Source organism: Massilia sp. TWP1-3-3 (genome assembly GCF_049897805.1).
Taxonomy (GTDB): Bacteria; Pseudomonadota; Gammaproteobacteria; order Burkholderiales; family Burkholderiaceae_D; genus Telluria_A.
In genome coordinates this window covers 201009-226673 of sequence record NZ_JAFCWX010000001.1, presented here as the reverse complement: position 1 = coordinate 226673, position 25665 = coordinate 201009, and the positions used below count along the sequence as shown (strand labels likewise).

The window sequence follows — 25665 nt, the reverse complement described above, 5'->3', positions numbered from 1 at the left end:
CGCTACGCTTTTCCGCCCTACGAAAACAGCGTTGGCTTGGCCAGTTCCGATAACAGTTTTTTAACCGGTGCCGGCAGCGGAGCCCGTTGTATGTCCGCCAGATCCCACCACAGATGCTGCTGCGGCGTCGCGCCACGTCTGGCCAACGCCACTTTGTACGGCGCAATATGCAGCCGATAATGCGTGAACACATGCACCAGCGGCAGCAGCGCCTGCATCTCTTCAACCTCGCCAAACGCGGCCGCGGCAGCCAGCATCGCCGCCTCATCGACCTGACCGCGCGCGCCATGCCCGCCCACCTCCGGCAGCGACATCAGCCCGCCCCAAATCCCGCTTTGGGCGCGCTGCTCGAGCAGTACCTGACCGCCATCGAGCACGATCAGCAAAGCCGCCTGCTTTTCGGGAATCGTCTTCTTCGGCTTTCTGACCGGTAGTTCGGCAGTGCGGCCGGTGGCATGCGCCACGCAGCGCTGCTGCAGCGGACAACGGGAGCAATCGGGCCGGCTGCGCGTGCATAACGTGGCCCCCAGGTCCATCAAGCCCTGCGTGTAGGCTTCGATACCCGTCTGCGGCAGCAAAGCTTCGGCGCGCTTCCACAGCCCGTCCTCCACCTTTTTCTCGCCCGGGAACTGCTCGATGCCGAACACCCGCGCAAACACGCGCTTGACGTTGCCATCCAAAATCGCCGCGCGCGTGCCGCTTGAAAAAGCCGACACTGCCGCCGCCGTCGAACGCCCGATGCCCGGCAGGTCGGCCAGCAATGCCGGGTCAGTGGGGAACACGCCATCGTACTCGGCCACCACGCGCCTGGCGCAGGCATGCAGGTTGCGCGCGCGGGTGTAGTAGCCTAAGCCGCTCCACTGCGCCATCACCTCTTCAGCGGGCGCATCAGCGAGCGCCTGCAGCGTAGGGAAGCGTTCCAGGAAGCGCGCATAGTAGCCCAGCACGGCGGCGACCTGGGTTTGCTGCAGCATGATTTCGGACAGCCAGATGCGGTAAGCGTCGGTCGTGTTCTGCCACGGCAGCGCGTGTCGGCCGTGCGTTTTCTGCCACGCGACAACCGCGAGCGAAAACGACGGGTCGGCCAGTTCGTCGAACTCGGTCAGGCGTTTCACGCAGCGGCCACCAGCGCCGGCGCCGAACCCGCGTTCATCGCCATGGTGACGCCGCCGGCCAGCTGCGCCAGGCGCGCCTTGACCTGCTCGACCTGCAGCTGGCTCGATTCAAAGGAAGTGATCTTGGTCTCGAGCGTGTCCGACGCATCGTGGATGCGCTGGATCGAGGCCAGGCGGTGCTTGAGCTGGTCCTTGTGCTGGCGGATCTGCGCTTCGATCGGCGACATGATCACTTTCAGCCATGCTTCGACGTCGGCATTGGCGGCGCGGAAGGTGCGCCGCACGCGCGAGGCGATCGAATCGAAAAAGCGTTCCAGGATCTGGCTGCGGCTCGTCATCAAGAGCGTGGTGGTACCGAACTGCTTGCTGTAGACTTCTTCGATCTTGTCCAGTTCGCGCCGGTACTTCTCGATCGAGAACGCCATCGGCACCGCCAGCGTCAGGCCGTGTTCGGCCGCGAACTTGCGGTACATGATCTCCATCATTTCGCTGATCTCGCCGATCTTGCCCGACGAGATATCCAGGTTCACGCGCGCCTGCTCAAAAAATTCCTTGACCGGGCCGCGCATGCCGGTGGCAAAGCGCGACGCTTCCATCGCTTCGCGCACCTTGGTGATTTCAGTTTGCACCAGCTCCATGCCCAGCGTGGTGTACAACTCGGTGGACAGGCGCGCAAACACCGAGCGCGTGCCCTGCAGCTTGAACAGGCTGCTGTCGAACTCCTTTTTCTCCACTTCGACCCGCTTCATCATGTGCGAGATCACGCTCTTGTTCTTGCCGCGCAGGGACTTGAGTTCCTGCAGCTGCTCGACGATGTTGCGCACGCGCGCAGCCAGCATGCCCTGCTGCGTGGCGATCAGGGCGCCCAGGTCGTCGGCCAGCTGCTTGCGGATGATGTCCTGCTTGGCCGGGATCATTTCGTTGAACAGCGCTGCCTCCAGCGCGCCCAAGCGGCTCTTTTCCAGCAGTGCCATGTCGGCGTTGATCTTGCCGACCAAGGCCTTTTGGGCCGACACCGGGAACACCTGGCGCGGATCGATCGCGAGCATATGCGCCACGCTGGCCTGCTGGCGCTCGATCTCGGCATTATTGTCCGCTTCGGACTTCAGTTCATCCCACATCGCATCGATCTTATTGAGTACCACGATGCGCCCGGCGCCCGGCCCGATATGCGTGCGCCACACTTCGATGTCGCTCTTGGTTACGCCCGTTTCGGCAGCCAGGATAAACAGCACCGCGTGCGCGCTCGGAATCAGGTTGAGCGTCAGTTCCGGCTCGGTGCCGATCGCGTTCAAGCCCGGCGTGTCGAGGATGACCAGGCCTTGCTTTAACAGCGGGTGCGGGTAGTTGATGATCGCGTGGCGCCACAGCGAAATTTCAATCATGCCGTCGCCGTCCAGCGTGGAAGCGATGTCCGGGTCGGTCTCGTCGTACAGGCCGTAGCGTTTCGCTTCGGCGATGCTCACCTGCTTGGTCATGCTGACCTGCTTGAACGTTTCGCTCATCTCGTCGCCGGCGTCCAGCGCCAGCGGCAGCACGGTCCAGGCAGAAGCGTCTTCTCGATAATCGCTGGTCGACAAATGGGTGGCGCGCGTTTCGATCGGCAGCAAACGCAGGCAGGGCGGGAAGGCGGCGTCGTACATCAGCTCGGTCGGGCACATGGTGGTGCGACCGGCCGCCGACGGCAAGATGCGCTGGCCATAATCGGCGAAGAATAGCGCGTTGATCAGCTCGGATTTGCCGCGCGAAAACTCCGCCACAAAGGCGACCGACAGCTTGTCGTCAGCCAGGCGCGCGAGCGCGCGCGCGATGCGCTGGTCGGTGGCCTGGTCGGTCAGCTCGGCCTGCGCGACCCAGCGCCGGTACTCCTCGAGGGCGGCGACGACTGCCTGGCGCCACTGCGTGTACTGCTCAAAATCCTGCACCATGATGCTCACATTCACCTCGCGCGCCGATCCTTGCGAACCTGGCAATTTGTTATTTTTGACAAATAACACAATAAAAAGTCGACCGCTGTCCCTGTCTGATTTGGCGTACTGCCGTGCCACAAATTTTGCAGGGTACGCCTGCACGATCATAGACGAAATATGTCTGTTGGAAATAGCCCGATTGCCCGTTGACGGCAATAAAATCACGCAAAGTGCTGCCTCCTTGCACAATTGCCTCGGCTAGAATCTGACGGATGGCGAGCGCCAGCTTGTCATAACGTTCACGTCCAATGCGCGCCGCCGAGGTTTTCGGGTTGATGCCGGCCCGAAACAAGCTCTCGCACGCATAAATATTACCCACGCCGACGACAATGTCGCCGGCCAGCAGCACCTGCTTGATGGGCGCCGAACGGCGCCGCGTGGCGCGGTACAGCAGGGCGCCCGAAAACGCGTCTTCGAGCGGCTCCACGCCAAGGCCGCGCAGCAACACGTGCTGGTCCAGGTCGCCGTCGTCGGCCGCGTGCCACAGCACCGCGCCAAAGCGGCGCGGATCGTTCAGGCGCAGCACTTGCAAGCCATGCGCGCCGTGCACCACCAGGTCGAAATGGTCATGCGTTCTGGGTAGCGTATCGACTGGCAACACGCGCAGGTGGCCCGACATGCCCAGGTGGATGATCAAGGTGCCGTGTTCAAAGCCGATCAGCAGGTATTTGCCGCGCCGGCCAATGTGCGCGATGGTGCGTCCGGCCAGCTTGCCGGACAGGCCGGCGGGGAAGGGCCAGCGCAGGCCCTCGCGGCGCGCCAGCACGCTGTCGACGACGCGGCCTTCCAGGTGGGGCGCGACGCCGCGCCGGGTGACTTCGACTTCTGGCAGTTCAGGCATGGGAGATTGGCGAAATGGTGTAAATTGAACAGGTGGGCGCAGAATTGATCTGTGCCGCCGTCATTCTGGAATTGCCTTGAAAAACGCTTTCGTTATTGTAACCCTCTCTAGCCTGATCTCGGCGTGCGCCGTGGCGCCCGCACAGCAGGCCCCCGCGCGCATCGAGCCCATGCCGGTGGCAGTCGCCGGCGACTTTGACGCCGACTCGGACGCCATCGCCGAGGATGCAACGCTGCCCAAGGTGCCGCTGACGCGCGACTTGCTGTACCGCCTCATGAAGGCCGAGCTTGACGCCCGTGGCGGCGACTGGCGCAGCGCCTACATGGCCATGCTGGGGCTGGCCCAGCAAACGCGCGACCCGCGCCTGGCGCGCCGCGCGGCCGAAGTGGCGCTGCAGGCCCGGCAAAGCGGCGAATCGCTGGCCGCGGTGCGCCTGTGGCGCGAACTGGCGCCCGCCTCCGACGAGGCGGCCCAGTATTACCTGGGGCTGGCCGTGCTGTCGGACGACCTGTCGGAAGCTGAAACCCTGTTCGCCCAGCGCCTCAAGGAAGCCACGCCGGCCGCGCGCGGCATGGCCATGTACCAGGTCCAGCAATACCTGCTGCGCGCCAGCGACAAGGACAAGGCCGGCGCGCTCCTCGAGCGCCTGCTCGCTCCCTACGCCGACACCTTCGAGGCGCGCTTGCTGCTGGCGCAAACTGCCTTTGCGCGCGGCGACGTCGAGCGCGCCGCGCGCCAGGCGCAGGCGGCGCTGGCGAGCAAACCCGACTCTGAAATCGCGGTCCTGACGCTGGCGCAGGTCACGCGCGACCAGGCCGAGGTCGATGCCTTGCTGCTCAGGTTTTTGGCGGCCAATCCCAAGGCGCGCGAAGTGCGCGCTGCGCGCGCGCGCGTGCTGCTGGGCCAGAAGCAGTACCAACTGGCGCGCGCCGAGTTCACCGAGCTGCTCAGGCAAGACGGCGCCAACGCGGGCACCGTATATGCGCTTGCACTGGTATCGATGCAGCTGGACGACGTTGCCGGCGCCGAGAAATACTTTGCGCAATATGTCGACCTGCTCGAAAAAAGCGACGACGATGAGCGCGACCCGGGCAAGGTGCTGCTGATCCTGGCGCAGCTCGCGCAAGAGCGCGGCGACTTGAAAGCGGCCCAGCGCTGGCTTGAAAAAGTCGCACCCGGAGAAGGCGAGACGTATTTTTCGGCCCAGGTCCGGCGCGGCCAATTGATGGCCCGCCAGGGCGACCTTGAAGGGGCGCGCGCATTTCTTGGCGCGCTCAAGGCCGAGGCCCCGTCCGACCAGGCGCTGGTGGTGCTGGCCCAGGGCCAGGTCTTGCGCGACGCCGGCCAGAACGAGGCGGCCTACGCGCTGCTGGCCGCCGGCGCCAAGCGCTTTCCGTCGAACCCGGACCTGCTGTACGATTTTGCGTTGCTGGCCGAAAAAACCGGCCGCCTGGACGTCATGGAAACCACGCTGCGCACGGTCATGGAACAGGCGCCGGACAACCACCACGCCTACAACGCGCTGGGCTACTCGCTGGCCGAGCGCAACGTGCGCCTGCCAGAAGCGCTGGCGCTGATCGGCAAGGCGCTGGCAATGGCACCGGGCGACCCGTTCATCATGGACAGCATGGGCTGGGTGCAGTACCGGCTAGGCAATCTCGACCAGGCGGAACAGCACTTGCGGCGGGCCTATGCGCTGCGCAGCGATGTCGATATTGCCGTGCACCTGGGCGAAGTGTTATGGAAAAAAGGCCAGAAAGACGACGCGCAAAAACTGTGGCGCGAAGCGCGCGCCAAGGATCCCAAGAACGATGCCCTCAAGAGCACGCTGGCGCGATTGCAGCTGAGCCTGTAACGCTGCGGTTAACGCCAAATGGGCGATAATGCTTTTCTTCGCCCTGGCGGGCCGCATTTTCTGGAAATTGCATCAATGAAAAATAATTTGCTACGAGCGGTCGCTACCGCGCTCGCCTGCGCACTGTTGTCGGCTTGCGCCACCACTGGCACCCGCACCGCCCCTGCGCCCGACACGGTCGTTGGCGCCTATCGCGACGCCATCGACCTGACCGGCCGCCTGCTCGTCAACTACGAGCGCGACGGCAAGCCGGACCTACTGTCCGTCAAGTTCGCCTGGGCCCAGACAGCGCGCGAAACGGGCGTCTCGCTGCTGTCGCCAACCGGTCAGACGATGGCGAAAATTTCCGTCACGCCAGACGCGGCCACGCTGACGCAAGGCGGCCAGGTGCCGCGCATCGCGCGTGACATCGACACCCTGGCCGCGCAAACGCTGGGCTTTGCCTTGCCCGTGTCGGGCCTGCGCGACTGGCTGCAAGGCTATGCCACGCTCGCCAACGGCAAGCGCTTTGCCGCTTCGCCCGCCAACAACACCGTCACCACGGCAGATGGCTGGAAGCTGACCTTTGTCAGCTGGCAAGAGGTCAGCGGGCAAGACGCACCCGGCGCCTTGCCCGTGCCACGCCGCATCGACGCCCAGCGCGACGCCACCGCAACGAGCGGCCAGCTGGCGCTGCGCATCTTGGTCGACCCGAAGGGCTGAGCATGGCATTGACGTTCCTGCATCACTGCCCGGCGCCGGCCAAACTGAATCTGTTCCTGCATGTGAATGGCCGGCGCGCCGACGGCTACCACTTGCTGCAAACCGTGTTCCAGCTGATCGATCACGGCGATGTGCTGCATTTCGACCTGCGCGCCGACGGGCAGGTGCGCCGCACGACCGATGTTCCCGGCGTGCCCGAAGAGCATGACCTCATCGTACGCATCCTGCGCCTGCTGCAGGCCGAGCACTTGCGCCGCCACGGGGTCGCGGCGCCCGGCATCGATGTCGCCATCGACAAAATATTGCCCATGGGCGGCGGCCTGGGCGGCGGCTCGTCGGACGCGGCCACGGCTTTGATGGCGGTCAATCGAATCTGGGGGTCTGGACTGTCGCGCCAGGATATGATCGCTCTGGCCTTGCCGCTGGGGGCCGACATCCCGTTTTTCATCTTTGGTGAAAGCGCATTTGCCGAAGGTGTAGGCGCAGACCTGCAAGCCGTGCACACGCCCGATTGTTGGTACGTCGTCATCGAGCCAGGGGTTGCAGTGCCCACGGCAGCAATTTTTTGCTCTGATCATTTGACAAGGAACACGAAACCCGTCAGAATAGCGGACTTTTCCAGGCACCTGACAAGTCGAGCAGACTTCCAGCAGTTTGGTAAAAATGATTTGCAGCTTGTAGCATCTTTGCTGTTCCCGCCGGTAGCTCAGGCGATCGAATGGCTGGGGTCTTACGGTGATGCCAGGATGACTGGCTCAGGAGCGTGTGTGTTTTGCGCGTTTTCCAGCGAGAGCGAATGCGATGCGGTGCTGGCTGACATGCCTGCCGTCTGGCTCGCCTGGAAAGCACAAGCGCTGGCGCGGCATCCGCTTCACGCTGTGTTGCAAGTTGAGCCGGATGTAGTATAAAATTTGGCTTGGCGTTGAGTTCGACGGTAAAATGCGTTGAATGTGACGACAAGTAGTCAGTTGCGTAGGGGAATCGCCAAGCTGGTTAAGGCACTGGATTTTGATTCCAGCATACCAAGGTTCGACTCCTTGTTCCCCTGCCATTCGTTTAGCCTGATCTGTCGATGCGAAGTCAGCGTCCAGCAGGCGAGCGCGGTGGCCTCGCTCTCGCGGGTCATCCTATAGTACAAGCGGCGTCCAGGAATATCTGGCTGTCGTCATTCAAGAAATCAACGCTTACCTCTTGGGACTCCCATGGCTTACGAAAACCTGATGGTTTTTACCGGAAACGCTAACCCGGCCCTGGCTGAAGGAGTTGCAAAAAACCTCGGCATCCCACTTGGCAAGGCAGTCGTCTCCAAGTTTTCAGATGGCGAAGTGATGGTCGAAATCAACGAAAATGTCCGCGGTAAAGACGTCTTCGTGCTGCAATCGACTTGTGCCCCCACCAACGATAGCCTGATGGAAATCATCCTGATGGTCGACGCGCTCAAGCGCGCCTCGGCCGGGCGCATCACCGCCGCGATTCCTTACTTCGGTTATGCCCGCCAGGATCGCCGTCCCCGTTCCGCCCGCGTGGCCATTTCCGCCAAGGTCGTCGCCAACATGCTTGAAAAAGCCGGCGTCGAGCGCGTTTTGATCATGGACTTGCACGCAGACCAGATCCAGGGCTTCTTCGATATTCCGGTAGATAACATCTACGCTTCCCCCATCTTGCTGGGCGACCTGCAAAAGCGCAACTACGACGACCTGCTGGTCGTGTCGCCCGACGTTGGCGGCGTAGTGCGCGCCCGTGCGCTGGCCAAGCGCCTCGGCTGCGACCTGGCCATCATCGACAAGCGCCGCCCAAAGGCGAACGTGTCGGAAGTGATGAACATCATTGGTGAAGTTGAAGGGCGCAACTGCGTGATCATGGATGACATGGTCGACACCGCCGGCACGCTGACCAAGGCGGCCGAAGTGCTCAAGGAGCGCGGCGCCAAGAAGGTTGTTGCTTACTGTACCCACCCAGTATTGTCGGGCCCGGCGATTGACCGCATTGCCGCCTCGCCACTGGACGAACTGGTGGTGTGCGATACCATTCCGCTGTCCGCGGCAGCTTTGGCTTGCAGCAAGATTCGCCAGCTGACGTGCGCACCTTTGCTGGCCGAGACGTTCAAGCGGATCAGCAAGGGCGACTCGGTGATGTCGCTGTTTATTGATTAAGAATTAGCGGTAAGCCGTCCGTCATCGTCGAAATTCGTAGGGTGGAAAAGCTCCGGGCTCTGAGTTCCCCTCGCATTCCGACATGAGTCATTGACGGCTCATGGCGGAATGCGCTGGCGCTTTTCCGCCCTACGGGTATCTCAAGTCAGATTTTTCCGGCCGTTGTTGTTGACGGCCGTTTTCGAAAACCCCTGGTCGCGGGGGTTTTCACACCGTGGGGCAATCTAGCCCTGCAATTTTTGGAGCAACACATGAAAGTTATCGCATTCAATCGCACTTTGCAGGGGTCCGGAGCGAGCCGCCGCCTGCGCATTTCTGGCCAAACCCCAGGCATCATCTACGGTGGCGAGCAAGCCCCCGTCATGATCGCACTGGACGGCAACGCCCTGTACCACGCGCTTAAAAAAGAAGCGTTCCACGGTTCCGTACTGGACCTGGAAATCGACGGCACGACCCAGCCAGTGCTGCTGCGCGACTTCCAGATGCACGCATTTAAGCAACTGGTCCTGCACGCTGACTTCCAGCGCGTTGACGCAAAGAGCAAGCTGCACAAGAAGATCTCGCTGCACTTCACGAACGCCGACGTTTCGCCAGCAGTCAAACTGCACGGCGCAACCATCTCGCACGTGATGGAGTCGCTCGACGTTTCCTGCCTGGCTACCGACCTGCCTGAGTTCATCGAAGTTGACCTGTCGACCATCGACGTTGGCCACTCGATCCACGTGAACGACCTGTCGCTGCCAAAAGGCGTAACCGCAATCACCCACGGCAAGAACCCGACCGTCGCTACCGCGTCGGTTCCGGCTGGCCACGTGTCCGCTGAAGCCACCGCTGCCGCCGCAGAAGCGCCAGCCGCCGCTCCTGCTGCCAAGCCAGCCGGCAAGAAGAAGTAATTATCTTTTTCCGCAGCAATGCGGAAAATGGATGGAAAGCCCGCCTGGCTCGCGCCGCGCGGGTTTTTTAACGTCTGCTATCCTTGCGACACCTCACTACAACGACAAGAACATGCCAATTCGCCTGATCGTCGGCCTGGGCAACCCCGGCGCCGAATATGAACTGACCCGCCACAACGCCGGCTTCTGGCTGGTGGACAACCTGGCCAACAGCTTGCCGGGTTGCCGCTTGCAACGCGAGTCGCGCTTTAACGCCCTGGTCGCCAAAAGCGTGATCAAGGGCCAGGAAGTGTGGCTGCTCGAACCGCAAACCTTCATGAACCGCTCCGGACAGTCGGTGGGCGGCCTGGCGCGCTTTTTCAAGATCAACGCCGACGAAGTGCTGGTCGTGCACGACGAGCTCGACCTTGCGCCCGGCATCGTCAAGATGAAGAAGGGCGGCTCGTCCGGCGGGCACAATGGCCTGAAAGATATTACCGCCGCGCTCGGCACACAGGATTACTGGCGCATGCGGATCGGCATCGGCCATCCGCGCACGCTGGGCTCGCAGCAGCCAGTAGCCGACTATGTGCTGCACCGTCCGCGCAAGGAAGAGCAAGTGCTGATCGAGGAATCGATCGAAAAATGCCTGCGCGTGCTGCCCTTGGCGGTCGAAGGTAAATTCGACACCGCAACCATGCAGTTGCATACTGCCTAGGGCCTAGTCGCCGATGATGACCTGGCTTTTCAGGTCGGCGATCATGCTATTGAGCAGCGGCTGCATGCGCTGGTACTCGGCCGCCGTGCACACCATGCCGTCATGGCGGAAGGTGGCGCGGCGCTGCGCGACGACCACGTTGCCGCGCAGCGTGTAGCGCGCACTGTAGTCGAGATTGGCGTCGTGCAGCGCCACCGGCCTGGGCATGGCGATGATCCGTATGCCGTCAGGAAAGGTAAAGCCCGTTTCCTCTTCCGTGTCAAAGGCGGGGCACACAAAGTCTTGCGTACGCGCGCGCTCCTGGCCAAAAGCAACTACCGTCTCGCCCAGCCCGCCCCAAAAATTGAAACTGGTCGGCAGCCCCACCGGCCCCGGCAGGCTGGCGAAATTGTCGCTGTTGCCGCTCAGGCGCATGCTGTATTCGTCGCCGCTGTCGTCGAGCTTGCCAGCATCAAACACCCCTTCGCCTCGTTGCCCCAGTCCCTGCAGCATCTGTTCGACCAACAGCCGGCGGTCAGCTTCCTTGGTGTCGCGCACCGCCTGCCGGTACGGTTCGGCCACCGCGCCCGCGTTGATTTTCGCCATGCTAAAACTGCTGCGCCCATCCTTGTCGATGGCGAACCAGGTGAAGCTGCGGTTGCGCTCCGGCTGGCGCGACGGCGTGCGTGTCAGCGTTCCCGTCTTGGCCAGCAGCACCGGTTTATCCATGACGCCCATCGGCAAGTAGCCCGCGGCAATTGATTCGGCCGTCGAGTCCAGGAACAGATCGAGCGCCGGCACGTAGGTGATCACGTGGTTGAAAATGCCCAGTGTGGGCGTGGCCGGCAGGCGGTAGGCATTGCCGCTGTTGACCAGCGCGGCGCTGCTCTCGATGCCGGCCGCGCGCAGCAGCGACTCGAGCAAAATGGCATGGTCCTTGCAGTCGCCGTAGCGCTTGGCCAGCACCATGGCGGCAGCATGCGGCACCACGCCGCCCGGTCCCACATACACGCCCACATAGCGGATATGCTTGCGCACCCAGTCCGACAGCGCCAGCGCGCGCGCACGCGGGTCGGGCAAGTGTGCCACCAGCTGCGCCGCCAGCGCGGCGATGGCTGGCGTGACGCGCGCCTGGCCGGCCGAGCGCGCGTCGTAGGCCCGCGCAAAGGCACCATAGCCCGGAAACGTCGATACCGCCAGCCGCTTGCCGTAGTCGAGATAGCTGACCGAGCCGTCTTCGATACGCGGGTTGGGCCCGTCGATGTAGTGCCACTGGTAGCGCTTGCGTCCTGGCGCGCTGGCGAGCTGGACGGGTGCGAAGCCGACCGCGTCGGCATACAGCGGCATCGACGCCGGCATATCGTAGATGAGTTGGAAGTGCGGATTGGCAAAGGAGCGCGAAAACGACAGGTCTTCAAAGTGGCCGGGAAACAGCGGCGTGTGGCGGCGCACGACGTAGTGCACCACCAGCTGGTCGCCTGCTTCAATGCCGGGGAACACGATGATTTTCAGGCGCGTGTCCTGGAACATGGGCGCGTCGCTGGACACCGCCTCCTGCTGGTCCTTGATCTGCGCGGATGCTACCGGCACGCGCCGCCCGTCGCGCTTGCGGATATGGGCGTCGATCGTTTCCACCACGTCGAGCGCGCGGTTGTAGCTGATGTAATACTGGCTGTGTTCCTGCACCGCGCGCGCCTGTACGATGGTCTTGGCATGATCCACCGTCATGCGGTAGCCGCCGTTGGTGGCCACCGTGTACTGCTGGACGTAGCTGTCGATCACGAGCGAGGGATCGGTGTCGTCCGCCGCCCCGGCACGCAAGGAGTAGAGCAGGCAGAACAGGACCGCAAGTAGGCGCAGTGGCATGAAAATCTCCGGCAAGGCGTGAGGCAAACGTGCATGGTACGCAGGCCCTTGAGGCCTGCCCATGCGCGCACGCAAGCGCGCGATACCGGGTGCTGTTTTTTTTCGTGAATGCGTGGTTTGCTTTTGCCCCGCTTCTATTACCCCGCTGCTGTTACCCCGCCGCTGTTACCCCATCAGCGTTTGTCCGGATCAGCCAGGGCGTCGCGCTCTCTGCAACTTAATGACGCATATTTTCCTTTCGGAAAACTTGCTTTGATGCCGAAGGTTGACAATTCCGCTTGAGGATGTTCCAGTGCGATGAAGGCGCAGCCATTTTTGTCGGCAAACTTTTCCAGATTGTCGCTGCTGCCGGACAGGCGAACCGTCACGCCGACGCCTGGGCTCACGCAGCAGCCAATAAAACGGGTCATGTATTCTTCCTCCACGATGACGAGCGTGTGCCCCATCAGCGTTGCCGGCTTTTTGAACACACGGTAGTCCGTGTAGTCGGCCCGTTGCGCCGGCTTCAAGTCCAGGTAGCCCGCCTTGATGTAGGCCTGCAGCGCTTGGCCCGAGTCGCCGAGGCGGTCACGGGTACTCGGATTGAGACTGAGCGCCTTGATCAGGCCCGCTTCCAGATCGGGCTGCTCAGGGGGAGCGGAAGAAACTTTCGAACATGCGGTCAACAGGACGAGCAAAATAACGATCAGCTTTTTCATTGATTTCCCGCGGTTAGCTGTGGATGGAACGCCGACTGGACGATTGCGGGCTCAGCCGGGATAATCCGGCAATGCATGCACTTTCCTTTCACGCCGGCCCGCGCGCGCTGGCCCACTTGCAGGCCCACGGCCTGCGGGCCGCCGACGTCGCCATTGTACCGGCCGCCGCAGGCGGGCCCAAGGGGCTCATTTTCCAGGCCCTCGACCAATACCTGTTCGGCACCTGGCTGGCGGCGGCGCCCCGCGAGCGCGCGCTGATCGGCTCGTCCATCGGCGCCTGGCGCATGGCCGCCGCCTGCCATGCCGACCCGGTCGCCGCCTTTGCGCGGCTGGGGGATGTGTATTGCGGCCAGCGCTACCACAGCTTGACGCCGTCGCCGCAGGAAATCGACGACGTCTGCCGGCAATTGCTGAGTAGCTTCGTCGGCGGTTATGAAGAAGAGGTCGTCAACCATCCGCAGCATCGCCTGCATCTGCTGACCGTGCGCGGCTTGCGCGCCTTGGCCGCGCCCGCGCATCGGCGCGCCGAAGTTGCCGGCTTCGTCACGGCAACGCTGCTCAACGCCGCTTCGCGCAAGCGCCTGGCGCACATGCTCGAGCGCGTCGTGCTCAGCAGCGGGCCGGGCGCTCCGGCGTGGCTGGCGCCGCGCTTCGACAACTTCACCACCCATTTCGCGCAACTTAGCGAAGGCAACCTGGGCGCCGCATTGCTCGCGTCGGGCACCTTGCCGCTCGTAATGAAACCGGTGCGCGGCCTTGCCGGCGCCCCGCCGGGCACGTATTGGGATGGCGGCATCATCGACTACAATCTGGCGCTGCCATATTCGCGCCTGGGACCGGGCGAGCTGGTGCTGTATCCCCATTTCAGCGAGCACATCGTTCCGGGCTGGCTGGACAAGGCCATGGCGTGGCGGCGTACCGCGCGCGGCGCCAACCGCGGCTGGCTCGACAATGTACTGATCGTGGCGCCCACCAGGCAATTCCTGCGCTCGCTGCCGCGCGGCAAACTGCCCGACCGCCAGGATTTCAAGCATTACGGACTCGATCACGACCTGCGCCACGCCAACTGGCAACAGGCGATCATCCAGGGCCAAGCCCTGCGCGACGACTTCGCCGCCTTTGCCGTGAAAAACGACATGTCGCGCGTAAAACCCCTGTGACGGTCAAGGGCATTTCGGGGGGGGGGGGGGGGGCGACGGCGGCTGGTCGAGAGCGGGCATGCACCGCCGGCTCATCAGCCAGTGCAGCTTCGATGGTGCATACTGGGTGGACCGCTTCCATGGCCGGGTTGGCCGAGCAACCGAGCTCCACATCGAAAGGAAATAATGACTGCCGATATCGACACCTATGCACGCGCGTGGGAATACGTAACGCTCAAGCACATGGGTCAGACCTACGGCGGGCGCAGTGCTGACCAGCAAATTCCTTACATCAACCACCTGGCCAGCGTGGCGGCCGAAGTGGCCTGGGGCATAGGCGGCGAAGCGGGATGGGATGCCGGCCTGGCCATTCAGTGCGCATTGCTGCACGACGTGATCGAAGATACGAACGCCACCTTCGACGACGTGCGTGACCGGTTCGGCATCGCAGTGGCGCGCGGCGTGCAAGCCTTGAGCAAGGATGCGCAGCTCGGCACCAGCGCCTTGCGCATGCAGGACACCCTGCGCCGCATACAACTGGAGCCGAAAGAGGTCTGGGCAGTGAAGCTGGCCGACCGCATCGCCAATTTGTATCATCCGCCGTTTTACTGGAACGCCGACAAGGTCGCGCAATACAAGATCGAGGCGCGTACCATCCTCGATGCGCTCGGTTCGGCCAGCCCTCGGCTTGCGGCCCGCCTGGCCGACAAGATTGCAGCATACGGGGCCTTGCTCTGAAGGCGGGCGAGCCGCCGAAATTGGGCGCGAGGTCCCTTCCGAGTTACAATATGGGGTTCAGGGTCGCGTATGCTGGTAGCGCCCATCGTCAATCGAATTAGAAAGTTTTCCCATGAGTCTGCAATGCGGCATCGTCGGCCTGCCTAACGTCGGCAAGTCCACCCTTTTCAATGCGCTGACCAAGGCCGGCATTCCGGCTGAGAATTATCCGTTCTGCACGATCGAGCCGAACGTGGGCGTGGTCGAAGTGCCGGATCCGCGTATGGATGCGCTCGCGGCGATCGTCAAGCCTGAGCGCATGGTCAACGCCATTGTCGAATTCGTCGACATCGCCGGCCTGGTGGCGGGCGCCTCGAAGGGCGAAGGCCTGGGCAACCAGTTTCTATCGCACATCCGCGAGACCGACGCCATTGTCAACGTGGTGCGCTGCTTTGAAGACGACAACGTGATCCACGTAGCCGGCAAGGTCAGCCCGCTCGACGATATCGAAGTCATCCAGACCGAGCTGGCGCTGGCCGACATGGGCACCGTTGAAAAAGCGATTCACCGCGAAAACAAGAAAGCGCGCTCCGGCGACAAGGATGCGGCCAAGCTGCTGGCCGTCATGGAACGCATGATGCCGTTCCTGAACGACGCCAAGCCGGTACGCGCAATGGGCCTGGACGCCGAAGAGTTGCTGCTGATCAAGCCGCTGTGCCTGATCACCGCCAAGCCGGCCATGTACGTGGCCAACGTGTCCGACACGGGCTTCAAGGATAACCCGCTGCTCGACCAGCTCACGCAATACGCCAAGAGCCAGGGCGCGCCGCTGGTAGCAATTTGCGCCTCGATCGAGTCGGAAATCGCTGATCTGGACGACGCCGACAAAGGCGCCTTCCTGTCCGACATGGGCATGGAAGAGCCGGGACTGGATCGCCTGATCCGCGCCGCCTATAAACTGCTGGGCCTGCAGACTTACTTTACGGCCGGCGTCAAGGAAGTGCGCGCCTGGACCATCCATGTGGGCGACACCGCGCCGCAGGCGGCCGGCGTGATCCACACCGATTTTGAGCGCGGCTTCATTCGCGCCCAGACCATTGCCTACGACGACTTCATTGCGTTCAAGGGCGAGAGCGGCGCCAAGGAGGCGGGCAAGATGCGCGCCGAGGGCAAGGAATATGTCGTCAAGGATGGCGATGTGTTGAACTTCCTGTTCAACGTCTGATTGCAGCCAGTACTTGTGCACAATTAAAAAGCCGCGAAAATTCGCGGCTTTTTTGTTGTGGTGGGAGTGGATTTTCCCAAGCGCTCAAGTCGACGCGCCCTTAGCCGCGCTTCGCCTTGCCATTCCTGCGCCGGCGCATGAACGCGCCGATCCCGATCACGCCAACGGCCGCGATCCCCGCCACCGGCAGAGGCACCGGGTTTGGTCCGGCAGCCAGCGGCGTGTCGCCCCGCAGTTCGGCTGGAAATGGACGCGGACCGACGGGCACGATCTTCCAGTCCTTCTGGTCGGGCGGGGTGCGGGCCATGAATTCGTCGAACGAAAAGATCGGGTTTGAGCCCATCGCGCGGCTCGATGGAATTTGCGGAATGCGCACCAGCACGATCGCTTCGACGTCGTCGCGCAACTGCTTTTCAAAGCCGGTCAGTTCGCGCACCGGCTTGGCCGCGCCGGCGCCGACCAGTTGCATCAGGTCCGTACCGGCCGCGTCGAAGGCAACCGCCGGATACAGGCGCGTCTGCTCTTCGGTCAAGTAATCGTAGATCTTGCGCCCGCTCGCCAGGCTCATGTCCTTGGCCGACAGGTAACCATAGGCGCCGATTGCCTTCAGGCTGCTGGTCGCACCCCGTTGCGGAATATTCCAGCCCAGGGCCTTGAACACATCCACGCTGATGCCGGCGCAATTGGCCGCCGCATGCCGGTAAGTGAAGTCGTGCTTGTAAAAATGGTTGAAGACGCGCTGCACGCCGCCCTGGTAGGCCACGGCCGTGCGCGCACTTCCAAGCACCGCCACCAGCATGTACGAGGGCCGGTAATACTGCTGCCCGCTGTTCAAGTCCATCAGGTAGTTGTCCATCGGGACGGGCGCGGCGACAATCCCTTTTTCGCTGAACGAATCGAGATTGTAGAAGTTGTTCACGACCCAGTCCGACATTTGCCCCTGCTGGCCGATGGTGCCGGTGGCAACCGCAAAGTGCCCGCCGAAGGCTTCATCGTCATCGCCCTGCGCGCCGTTGAGCATGATGCCGATGACCGGCTTGTCCTGCCACTGGCGGCCCTGGCCGGCGCTGCGCTCCCACAGCAGGCGCGTCGAAAACGCACTGGCCGCGCCGCCGCCCGCTTCCTGCACGAACGAGGTCAGGCTCTCGCCCGCAGCAAAGGGGCGCACCGGCATGCTGGCGGCATCGATGGCAAAATCCTTGGGCCAGACGGTGCGCGCCACAAAGGTCGGTGTGCCCGCCACATCCTTCATGCTGCCACGCATGCGCAGCGGCCGCTTGGCAAAGTAAGCCGTCGTCTTTTCATTCCAGTACGACAGATTGGTCGGGATTTTCGATGCCAGGTGCAGCGCGTTCAGGCTGCCGTCCGCGGCGCGCACCTCGCGCCCGTTGGGCAGCAGCGTCACGTCGTCGAACAGATAGGGCGCGCCCAGCCACACCAGGGGCGGATGGGCGAGCGTGGCCGCACCCAGCGTGGCCGACCATTCCTTTACATCCTGCATATTGGCGGCATGCGCGGCATAACCGGACATGGGCTGCGCGCTTTGGGGCACGGCCAGTACATCGTCCTTGAAGTACCATAAGGCTTGCGGCAAGGTGGCGCAGTCGGCGCACTTGCCATCCGTCAGGCGAAAATTCTGCACCGGCAGCAGGCCGATGCTGCCGTCGGCGAGCGCACTCTTCAAACCGGCGGGCGCCGCTGCCGCGGCCTGCGTTGCCGGCGTGACCGATAGCGCCAGCAGGGCGCTGGCGGCGGCAAAATGTTGAAGTTTGAGCATGAAGTCCCCGGTAAAAGTGTATTTAAATTTAATATTGCAGATACTAAACGGTTTTTTGTTCTTTTCCCAATTTTCTGCGCAGAATGGCTGTGGGGTTACCAGGACTGCCAGGACTGGCGGCAATTGGATTTGCGAGGCATACTACCCGCCATTATCTTTACGGAATGAAACAGCATGGCGATTCTCTCGGAAATCATCTTGTACCCTGTTAAGTCCTGTGCCGGCATTTCGGTGCGCGAAGCAACGCTGACCAGCGCCGGCCTGTCGGTCGATGCCGTCTACGACCGCGAGTGGATGGTGGTGGGCGAGGATGGCGTCTTCCTCACCCAGCGCGAGCATCCGCGCATGGCGCTGATCGTGCCGCGCCTGAAAACCGACACGCTCGAATTGCGCGCGTCCGGCATGCTGCGCCTGGAAATTCCGCTCGGCCTGCCTGATCCGGAGCACGAGAAAACGCGCCAGGTCACGCTGTGGGATGACACCTGGCTGGCCTACGACTGCGACGAGACCACCGCCGCCTGGTTTTCGAAAGCAATCGGCGTGGCGTGCCGGCTGGTGCGTTTTCACCCCAGCGTGACGCGCCTGACCAGCACCAAGTGGACCGGCGGCGTCGAAGCGCCGACGCTGTTTTCGGACGGCTACCCGCTGCTGGTGATCGGTTCGGCCTCGCTGGCTGACTTGAACGAAAAGCTGGCCGCAGCCGGGCGCGATGCACTGCCCATGAACCGCTTCCGTCCCAATCTTGTCATCGACGGCATCGACGCCTTCGAGGAAGACTACGCCGACTTGTTCGCCCTGGGCGAGGCGCACCTGAAACCGGTCAAACCCTGCCCGCGCTGCCCGATTCCCTCGGTCGACCAGGGCACCGGCGTGGCCGGTCCCGATCCGCTCGATATCTTGAGCCGCTACCGCGCCAAGCCGGCCTTGGATGGCGCCATCTGCTTTGGCATGAACTGCATCGTCACCCAGGGCGACGGCGAGCGCTTGTACGTCGGCCAGGCGGCGACCATGACGCTCGCCTTTTAAGGCAAAAGAATGCAAAACGCTCGCCGTAGGCGGGGCAGGGCATAATATGGGTCGGGTACGGCAATTGGCGTAACGTTGAGCTAAGTATGAACACGGAACAAGGGAAGGATCTGTATGCATGATGCGGGCGCTTTACCGCGCGACCTGGCCGAAGAAAACGAATCGCTGCGCGCCAGCATGGCCTACATGATGGAACAGGCCGAGCGCAATCACGGCATCATGTGCCGGCACCAGGCGTTCGACCTGGAGATCGTCGGTTCCGACAGCTTTCCCTCCCTGATCACCACCATCTTTCGCAGCTTGCCGGTGATTTCCGAGCTCGATATCGTCACCCTGAGCCTGGTCGACGAAGGCGAAGACATCCGCACCGTCATGAACAAGCTGGGCGTGGATTTCGCCGACTTCCCGCACCTGGTGTTTGTAGCCGCCAGCGGGGCGCTTGGCTTCGTGCCGTCGCGCAGCGAGCACACCGGCCCGCCCAAGCCGATGCTCGGCCCCTACATTCCCGCCACCCACCAGCCGATGTTCCCTCACCCTCCCGCCGGCCTGCAAAGCATTGCCCTGGTGCCGCTGCTGCGCAACAAGCGGCTGATCGGCAGCCTGAATCTGGGCAGCCTCGATCCGGTGCGCTTCACGCCGTCGATGGGCACCGACTTTGTCGAGCACATGGCGTCGATCATCGCGATCTGCCTCGAGAACGTAATCAGCAACGAGATGCTCAAGTACATCGGGCTGACCGATTCGCTCACCGGCGTGTATAACCGGCGCTACATCGACCGGCGCCTGATCGAAGAAATTTCGCGCGCGCGGCGCCAGGCTTACCGCATCTCGGTCATGTACATCGACATCGACCACTTCAAGACCGTCAACGACACCGTCGGGCACCAGGGCGGCGACGAAGTGCTGCGCGAAATCTCGGCGCGCATCAAGGATGAATTGCGCGTCTCCGACGCGCTGGGGCGCTTTGGCGGCGAAGAGTTCGTGGTGCTCCTGATCGACGCCGAGCTCGACAGCGCGAGCATGGTGGCGCAGCGCATCCGCGCCAGCATCGCCGACCGCGCCTTTGACCTGACGTGCGGCTTGTCGCTGCCGGTCACGGTCTCGATCGGGGTGGCGACGCTGGACGACTTTGCGCGCGAAAACCCGGTGGAAGGCGTGGCCCAGGTGCTGCTGGCGCAGGCCGATTCTGCGCTGTACAAAGCCAAGCAGGCCGGCCGCAACCGCGTCATCGCGTACCACCCCGAACGGGCATAGCGCCGTCACGACGGCGCAAAATCGGCTATCAAAACTCGAAAAATCGGCCGCCGCCCGCAACCCGTAGGGCGCAAAAGCGCAGCGCATTGCGCCATGCCTGCATCACGTTGTCTAATGCAGCAAGCGCCCCTCAGCCCGGTCCACCGCCTCGGCCGAGCCGCGCAGCACCACCACGTCGCCCAGCTTGAGTTCCGTGCGCGGCGTCACCTCCAGCCGCTCCTTGCCGCGCCGGATCGTGGTCACCTCGGCGCCCACCTCATGCAGCGCCAGTTCCTCGAGCCGCTTGCCGACCGCCCCCGCGTCGTCGCGCAGCGTCACCGAATGCAGCCGCACATAGGTATGCTCCGGATCGTCCCCGATATCGCTCGCGCCGTGAAAGTAGCCCCGCAGCGACGCATAGCGCTCGTCGCGCGCGCTTTGCACGCGGTGCACCACGCGCCTTAGCGGCACGCCCATCATCACCAGCGCATGCGAGGCGAGCATCAAGCTACCCTCAAGCGCCTCGGGCACCACTTCGGCGGCGCCGGCTTTTTTGAGCAAGTCCAGATCGGTGTCGTCATGGCTGCGCACGATCACCGGCAGCGCGGGTGCGAGCTCGTGCACCAGGTGCAGCACCTTGAGCGCCGACGGCGTGCTCGCATACGTGATCACCAGCGCGCTGGCGCGGTACACGCCAGCGGCGATCAGGCTCTCCCGGCGCGCCGCGTCGCCGTATGACACGTGGGCGCCGGCCGCCTGCGCTTCCTGCACCCGCTCCGGGTCCAGGTCGAGCGCCTGGTAGGCGATTTTTTCCTCGGACAGCAGCGTGGCCAGGCTTTGCCCGCTGCGCCCGAAGCCGGCCACGATCACATGCTTCTGGCTGGCCATGGTGCGCGTGGCGATCTGGGTCAGCTGCAGCGACTGCAGCATCCATTCGTTGGACGAAATCTTCATGACGATCATGTCCGCTTTCTCGATCATGAATGGCGCGGCCAGCATCGAGAGCACCATCGAGGCGAGCACCAGCTGGATGATGAACGGGTCGATCAGATTGGCGTCGGCGGTCAGTGTCAGCAGCACGAAGCCGAATTCGCCGGCCTGCGCCAGGCCCAGGCCGGTGCGAATCGAGGTGCCGTCGGAGGCGCCGAACAGCTTGGCCAGCGCGGCGATCAGCGCGAACTTGACCATTACCGGCCCGCACAGCAAAATCAGCACCAGCCACCAGTTTTCCAGCACCACGCGCACATTGAGCAGCATCCCCACCGTGATGAAAAACAGCCCGAGCAGCACGTCGCGAAACGGCTTGATGTCTTCTTCCACCTGGTGCCGGTACTGGGTTTCGGAAATCAGCATGCCGGCCACGAAAGCGCCCAGCGCCATCGACAGGCCGGCGCGCTCGGTGATCCAGGCCGCGCCCAGCGTGATGAGCAGCAGGTTGAGCATGAACAGCTCCTGCGAGCGGCGCTTGACGACGATGGTGAACCACTTGCGCATGATCTTCTGGCCGATGAACAGCAGCAGCAACAGCACAAAGACCGCCTTCAGGCCCGCCAAGGCCAGCGTGCCCGCCAGTTCGTCGGCCGGTTTGCCCAGCGATGGAATCAGAATGAGCAGCGGCACCACGGCCAGGTCCTGGAACAGCAAGATGCCGATGATCTTGCGGCCATGCGCGCTTTCCAGTTCGAGCCGCTCGGTGAGCATCTTGACGACAATGGCGGTGGACGACATGGCCAGCGCGCCGCCCAGCGCAAAGGCGGCCTGCCACGTGATGCGAATGCTGGCCGGCAGCTGGGTGGCGAGCAGCCACCCGAACAGCATGGTGGCCGCGATCGTGAGCACCACCTGCGCCATGCCCAGCCCGAACACGATGCGGCGCATGGCCATCAGCTGGGAAAGCGAAAACTCCAGGCCGATGGAAAACATCAGGAAGACGACGCCAAATTCGGCCAGCGTTTCGGTGGTATGGTTGTTTTCGGCCAGGCCCAGCGCGTGCGGGCCAATCAGGATGCCAACTGCCAGATAACCGAGCATGGGCGGCAGATGCAGCATGCGGAAGGCGACCACGCCGAGCACCGCACTGCCTAGCAATAAGAGGGTAAGTTCAAGTCCTGAAACCATGCTATGCCGTTGACGTGGAGGGGTAAAACGCTATTTGTTGCGTCTGGCAAGTTTTTTGCTTTCGCAATTCGTTTATACTGCTTCCATGAGTGTAACCGATGAAAAAACAATGCTGAAAGCTTTTGACAAAAACGTCGTCGAGCGCGCCATGGCGATGGCGCGCGAAACGCTGGAAATCGAAACCGACGCCATGCACGCGCTGCAGGACCGGCTGGTCGGCGACGACAGCGTCGGCCAGGCAGTGGCCATGCTGCTCGAATGCGGCGGGCGCGTGGTCGTCTCGGGCATCGGCAAGTCGGGCCACATCGCCCGCAAGATCGCCGCCACGCTCTCGTCCACCGGCACCCCGGCCATGTTTGTCCATCCGGCCGAAGCTGCCCACGGCGACCTGGGCATGGTGACCCCCAAGGACGCCTTTATCGCCATTTCCAATTCCGGCGAAACGGCCGAACTGATGTCGATCCTGCCGATCGTCAAGCGCATGGGCGCGCCGCTGATCGCCATGACGGGCAACCCCAAATCAAGTTTGGCGCTGCTGGCCGACGTGCACCTGGACGTTTCCGTGGCCAAGGAAGCGTGCCCGCTCAATCTGGCGCCAACGGCCAGCACCACCGTCACGCTGGCGCTGGGCGACGCGCTGGCCGTGGCGCTGCTCGACGCGCGCGGCTTCAAGGAAGAAGACTTTGCGCGCTCCCACCCGGGCGGCGCGCTGGGCCGGCGCCTGCTCACCCACGTCAAGGACGTGATGCGCAGCGGCTCGGACGTGCCGATGGTGACGGCCGATGTGCCGCTGGCCGCCGCGCTGCTCGAAATTACCCAAAAGGGCATGGGCATGACCGCCATCGTCGACGCCGACCAGCGTCCAGTGGGCGTGTTCACCGACGGCGACTTGCGCCGCCTGATCGAGAAAGTCCAGGACTTCACCAAGATCACGATCCGCGACGTCATGCATGCCGAACCGCGCCGCGTGCGCCCCGAACAGCTGGCGGTGGACGCGGTGGCCGTCATGGAGCAGTTTCGCATCAACCAGATGCTGGTGGTGGACGACGACGGGCGCCTGGTCGGCGCCCTGCACATCCACGACCTGACGCGCGCAAAGGTAATCTGATGAACCAGCTCGAACACATGCGCCGCGCTGCGGCCGTCAAGGTCATGATCTTCGACGTCGACGGCGTGCTCACCGACGGCAGCCTGACTTACGGCCCGGATGGCGAAACCACCAAGACCTTCAATGTCCTCGACGGCCTGGGCATCCAGCTGCTGCAAAAAAGCGGCGTGGCCACCGCCATCATCAGCGCGCGCGAGTCGCCGATTGTGGTGCGGCGCGCGGCCGACCTGGGCATCATGCATGTCCACCAGGGCATCCACGACAAGCGCATCGCCTTTGCCAGACTGCTGGAAGCGACCGGCTTGACGGCGCAGCAGTGCGGCTATATCGGCGACGACGTGATCGACCTGCCACTGCTGCTGCAGGTCGGCTTTGCGGTCACTGTGCCCACCGGGCACCCGGAGGTGCAACACCGCGCCCATTACGTCACGCGCGCCGGCGGCGGGCGCGGCGCCGTGCGCGAAGTGTGCGACCTGGTGATGCGCGCGCAGGGCACGTACGAGGCGGCGCTGGCGCCGTATTTCGCGTGACAGGCAAGAATCAGGAATCAGGCCTGCGGGACCCATGCCTGCGGGGCGGGGGCCGCCATGGATAAGCGCACCGCCCATCGCTGGCCGCTGCTGCTGACCATCACGGCGCTCATCTTCTCCGCCTTGGGCAGCTTCTGGCTGGTGCAGGTGATGCAGCGCGGCGACGGCCAGGTCGATCCGGCCGCAGCCGGCAACGAGCCTGACTACATCGTTGAAAAATTCAGTTTCGTGCGCATGACGCCCGAAGGCAAGCCGCGCTACCTGTTCTACGGCGCCAAGCTGACCCACCGTCCGCTGGGCGACGTCTCGGACGTCGAGCAGCCCATGCTGCAAAGTCTGGCGCCCGGCCAGAGTCCAATGACCGTCAAGGCCAACACAGCGCGCCTGCGGCATGCGGACGACCAGGTCGACCTGTTGGGCAAGGTCGACGTCTTTCGCCCCGCTTCGCCTATGGCGCGCCTGATGCACATGACCACCGAAGCGCTGACCGTGTTTCCGGAAGAAGACCGCATGGAGTCCCGCGTGCGGGTCGACATGGCGCTGGGCGCCAACACCATTACCGGCGTCGGCATGAAGGCCAACAACGCCACGCGCCAGGTGCAGTTTGCCGGCGGTGGCCAGATCATCGTTCCACCCAAGGGCAGTAGAAAATGAAAAAAATAATAGCAATTGCAGTGTTTGGCCTAGTGGCGCTGGGCGCCTCGGCCGAGAAAGCCGACGCCGGCAAGCGCGCGGTAATCGACTACGGCACGCTGCTGGTGGACGAAGTCGCCCAGGTCACCATCGTTACCGGCAACATCGTCGTCACTAAGGGCACGCTGGTGCTGCGCGCTGAAAAAGCGGTGATCAAGACCAGTCCCGAAGAAGACATGCAGGTGACGCTCACGGGCGTGCCCGGCAAGATGGCGACGTTTCGCCAAAAGCGCGACGGCGGCCCCGAGCTGTGGGTCGAAGGCAATGCGCAGCGCATCGAATACGACGAGCGCAGCGGCGTCGTCAAGCTGTTCGGCAGCGCGCATATCCGCCAGATCGAGGGCAGCACCATGACCGACGAAATCAAGAGCGAATTCATTTCGTACGACAGCATGCGCGAGGTATTCACCGCCCGTAACGACGCCAGCGGCGCGAGCAAGCCGGGCGAGGGCCGCGGCCAGCTGATCATCGCGCCGCGCAAGCCGCGCGCCGCGCCGGCGCCAACCGCGCCAACTGCGCCAACGGGGCCGACTGGCACGCCAGCTCCGACGGGCATGCCATGATCGAACCGAAAGCTTGTGGCAGCACGCTGATCGTGCGCGGCCTGCAGAAAAGCTACGGCAAAAAACTGGTCGTGCGCGACGTATCGCTGCAGGTTGAATGCGGCGAGGTAGTCGGCCTGCTGGGGCCCAACGGCGCCGGCAAGACCACCTCGTTCTACATGATCGTGGGCCTGGTGCCGTCGGATGCCGGCTCGATCGACATCAGCGGCGTGGATATCTCCAGCCTGCCGATTCACCGGCGCGCCGCGCTCGGCCTGTCGTACCTGCCGCAGGAAGCGTCGGTGTTTCGGCGCCTGACGGTCGAAGAAAACATCCTCGCCGTGCTGGAACTGCAAAAGGTCAACGGCAAGCGCCTGAGCAAACCAGAACTCAAGGAGCGGCTCGACACGCTGCTGCATGACCTGCAGATCGAAAAGCTGCGCGAGAACCCGGCCATGTCGCTGTCGGGCGGCGAGCGGCGGCGCGTGGAAATCGCGCGTGCGCTGGCCACCAATCCGCGCTTTGTGCTGCTCGACGAACCGTTCGCCGGGGTCGATCCGATCGCCGTGATCGAGATCCAGCGCATCGTGCGGTTCCTGAAGGAGCGCGACATCGGCGTTTTGATCACCGACCACAATGTGCGCGAAACGCTCGGCATTTGCGACCGTGCCTACATCATCAACCAGGGTGCGGTGCTGGCCTCTGGCCGTCCGGACGACATCATCGCAGACGAATCGGTACGCCGCGTTTATCTGGGTGAGCACTTCCGGATGTAAGCAGGTCAAACC

General features: G+C 63.3%; 23 protein-coding genes and 1 tRNA gene. 17 read left to right on the top strand and 7 right to left on the bottom strand.

Features of this window, described 5'->3' with window-relative positions:
• Window positions 1-17 precede the first annotated feature (17 nt).
• From mutY to mutM, 3 genes are read right to left on the bottom strand one after another with little or no spacing between them, the layout of a single operon-like run.
• Window positions 18-1115 (bottom strand): A/G-specific adenine glycosylase, encoded by a 1098-nt coding sequence (gene mutY / locus ACP7D4_RS01045; RefSeq protein WP_426101441.1) that lies wholly within the window; start codon window positions 1113-1115, stop codon window positions 18-20.
• The gene (locus tag ACP7D4_RS01040; protein ID WP_426101874.1) at window positions 1112-3043 is read right to left on the bottom strand and encodes a dynamin family protein; all 1932 of its coding nucleotides are present in this window, start codon (window positions 3041-3043) and stop codon (window positions 1112-1114) included. The genes mutY and ACP7D4_RS01040 overlap by 4 nt, the downstream gene beginning before the upstream one ends.
• A 49-nt stretch (window positions 3044-3092) precedes the next feature.
• Window positions 3093-3926, bottom strand: coding sequence for a bifunctional DNA-formamidopyrimidine glycosylase/DNA-(apurinic or apyrimidinic site) lyase (gene mutM / locus ACP7D4_RS01035; RefSeq protein WP_426101439.1), 834 nt, complete (start codon window positions 3924-3926; stop codon window positions 3093-3095).
• 76 nt (window positions 3927-4002) lie between these two features.
• Between mutM and ACP7D4_RS01030 the strand changes: the two genes are divergently transcribed.
• The 7 genes from ACP7D4_RS01030 (at window position 4003) to pth (ending at window position 10226) form a co-directional block, all read left to right on the top strand.
• Window positions 4003-5781, top strand: a complete 1779-nt coding sequence (locus tag ACP7D4_RS01030; protein ID WP_426101437.1) for a tetratricopeptide repeat protein — start codon at window positions 4003-4005, stop codon at window positions 5779-5781.
• Between the two features lie 75 nt (window positions 5782-5856).
• Window positions 5857-6483 carry a lipoprotein insertase outer membrane protein LolB gene (locus tag ACP7D4_RS01025; protein WP_426101435.1) on the top strand — a complete coding sequence of 209 codons (627 nt, stop codon included), beginning with the start codon at window positions 5857-5859 and terminating at the stop codon, window positions 6481-6483.
• 2 nt (window positions 6484-6485) lie between these two features.
• Window positions 6486-7391: a 4-(cytidine 5'-diphospho)-2-C-methyl-D-erythritol kinase gene (gene ispE, locus ACP7D4_RS01020; protein ID WP_426101433.1), complete on the top strand. Its 906-nt coding sequence runs from the start codon at window positions 6486-6488 to the stop codon at window positions 7389-7391.
• A gap of 66 nt (window positions 7392-7457) precedes the next feature.
• Window positions 7458-7534: transfer RNA gene (locus tag ACP7D4_RS01015), tRNA-Gln, on the top strand.
• Window positions 7535-7685: 151 nt separating this feature from the next.
• Complete coding sequence (locus ACP7D4_RS01010; RefSeq protein WP_426101431.1) at window positions 7686-8636, top strand: ribose-phosphate pyrophosphokinase; 951 nt, start codon at window positions 7686-7688, stop codon at window positions 8634-8636.
• Window positions 8637-8887: 251 nt separating this feature from the next.
• On the top strand, window positions 8888-9529 hold the full coding sequence (locus tag ACP7D4_RS01005; protein ID WP_426101429.1) for a 50S ribosomal protein L25/general stress protein Ctc: 642 nt from the start codon (window positions 8888-8890) through the stop codon (window positions 9527-9529).
• Window positions 9530-9641: 112 nt separating this feature from the next.
• Window positions 9642-10226 carry an aminoacyl-tRNA hydrolase gene (gene pth / locus ACP7D4_RS01000; RefSeq protein WP_426207544.1) on the top strand — a complete coding sequence of 195 codons (585 nt, stop codon included), beginning with the start codon at window positions 9642-9644 and terminating at the stop codon, window positions 10224-10226.
• 3 nt (window positions 10227-10229) lie between these two features.
• Here the strand turns inward: pth and ACP7D4_RS00995 are convergent, their stop codons facing one another.
• Window positions 10230-12071 (bottom strand): DUF3857 domain-containing transglutaminase family protein, encoded by a 1842-nt coding sequence (locus ACP7D4_RS00995; protein ID WP_426207543.1) that lies wholly within the window; start codon window positions 12069-12071, stop codon window positions 10230-10232.
• A gap of 173 nt (window positions 12072-12244) precedes the next feature.
• The gene (locus ACP7D4_RS00990; protein WP_426101423.1) at window positions 12245-12769 is read right to left on the bottom strand and encodes a hypothetical protein; all 525 of its coding nucleotides are present in this window, start codon (window positions 12767-12769) and stop codon (window positions 12245-12247) included.
• Between the two features lie 71 nt (window positions 12770-12840).
• On the opposite strand from ACP7D4_RS00990, the gene ACP7D4_RS00985 reads away from it, so the two are divergent.
• The 3 genes from ACP7D4_RS00985 (at window position 12841) to ychF (ending at window position 15850) form a co-directional block, all read left to right on the top strand.
• Window positions 12841-13929, top strand: a complete 1089-nt coding sequence (locus ACP7D4_RS00985; protein WP_426101421.1) for a patatin-like phospholipase family protein — start codon at window positions 12841-12843, stop codon at window positions 13927-13929.
• Window positions 13930-14094: 165 nt separating this feature from the next.
• Window positions 14095-14646, top strand: coding sequence for an HD domain-containing protein (locus ACP7D4_RS00980; protein WP_426103418.1), 552 nt, complete (start codon window positions 14095-14097; stop codon window positions 14644-14646).
• Between the two features lie 112 nt (window positions 14647-14758).
• Window positions 14759-15850: a redox-regulated ATPase YchF gene (gene ychF / locus ACP7D4_RS00975; RefSeq protein ID WP_426103419.1), complete on the top strand. Its 1092-nt coding sequence runs from the start codon at window positions 14759-14761 to the stop codon at window positions 15848-15850.
• A 100-nt stretch (window positions 15851-15950) separates the two neighbouring features.
• Here ychF and ACP7D4_RS00970 read toward each other — a convergent pair whose 3' ends face one another.
• Entirely contained in the window at window positions 15951-17627 is a 1677-nt protein-coding gene (locus ACP7D4_RS00970; RefSeq protein WP_426103420.1) for a hypothetical protein, read from the bottom strand.
• A gap of 174 nt (window positions 17628-17801) precedes the next feature.
• On the opposite strand from ACP7D4_RS00970, the gene ACP7D4_RS00965 reads away from it, so the two are divergent.
• Window positions 17802-18653 carry an MOSC domain-containing protein gene (locus ACP7D4_RS00965; protein WP_426103421.1) on the top strand — a complete coding sequence of 284 codons (852 nt, stop codon included), beginning with the start codon at window positions 17802-17804 and terminating at the stop codon, window positions 18651-18653.
• Between the two features lie 114 nt (window positions 18654-18767).
• Window positions 18768-19907, top strand: coding sequence for a DUF484 family protein (locus tag ACP7D4_RS00960; protein WP_426207542.1), 1140 nt, complete (start codon window positions 18768-18770; stop codon window positions 19905-19907).
• Window positions 19908-20018: 111 nt separating this feature from the next.
• Here ACP7D4_RS00960 and ACP7D4_RS00955 read toward each other — a convergent pair whose 3' ends face one another.
• On the bottom strand, window positions 20019-22004 hold the full coding sequence (locus tag ACP7D4_RS00955) for a monovalent cation:proton antiporter-2 (CPA2) family protein (RefSeq protein WP_426103423.1): 1986 nt from the start codon (window positions 22002-22004) through the stop codon (window positions 20019-20021).
• Window positions 22005-22089: 85 nt separating this feature from the next.
• On the opposite strand from ACP7D4_RS00955, the gene ACP7D4_RS00950 reads away from it, so the two are divergent.
• From ACP7D4_RS00950 to lptB, 5 genes are read left to right on the top strand one after another with little or no spacing between them, the layout of a single operon-like run.
• Entirely contained in the window at window positions 22090-23112 is a 1023-nt protein-coding gene (locus ACP7D4_RS00950) for a KpsF/GutQ family sugar-phosphate isomerase (RefSeq protein WP_426207541.1), read from the top strand.
• On the top strand, window positions 23112-23642 hold the full coding sequence (locus tag ACP7D4_RS00945) for a KdsC family phosphatase (protein ID WP_426103425.1): 531 nt from the start codon (window positions 23112-23114) through the stop codon (window positions 23640-23642). Before ACP7D4_RS00950 ends, ACP7D4_RS00945 begins: the two co-directional genes overlap by 1 nt.
• Window positions 23643-23699: 57 nt before the next feature.
• Entirely contained in the window at window positions 23700-24296 is a 597-nt protein-coding gene (gene lptC, locus ACP7D4_RS00940) for an LPS export ABC transporter periplasmic protein LptC (protein WP_426207540.1), read from the top strand.
• Window positions 24293-24898 (top strand): lipopolysaccharide transport periplasmic protein LptA, encoded by a 606-nt coding sequence (lptA, locus tag ACP7D4_RS00935; RefSeq protein ID WP_426207539.1) that lies wholly within the window; start codon window positions 24293-24295, stop codon window positions 24896-24898. Before lptC ends, lptA begins: the two co-directional genes overlap by 4 nt.
• A complete protein-coding gene (lptB, locus tag ACP7D4_RS00930; RefSeq protein ID WP_426103428.1) occupies window positions 24895-25653 on the top strand; it encodes an LPS export ABC transporter ATP-binding protein in 759 nt (252 codons plus the stop codon). Before lptA ends, lptB begins: the two co-directional genes overlap by 4 nt.
• Window positions 25654-25665 lie beyond the last annotated feature (12 nt).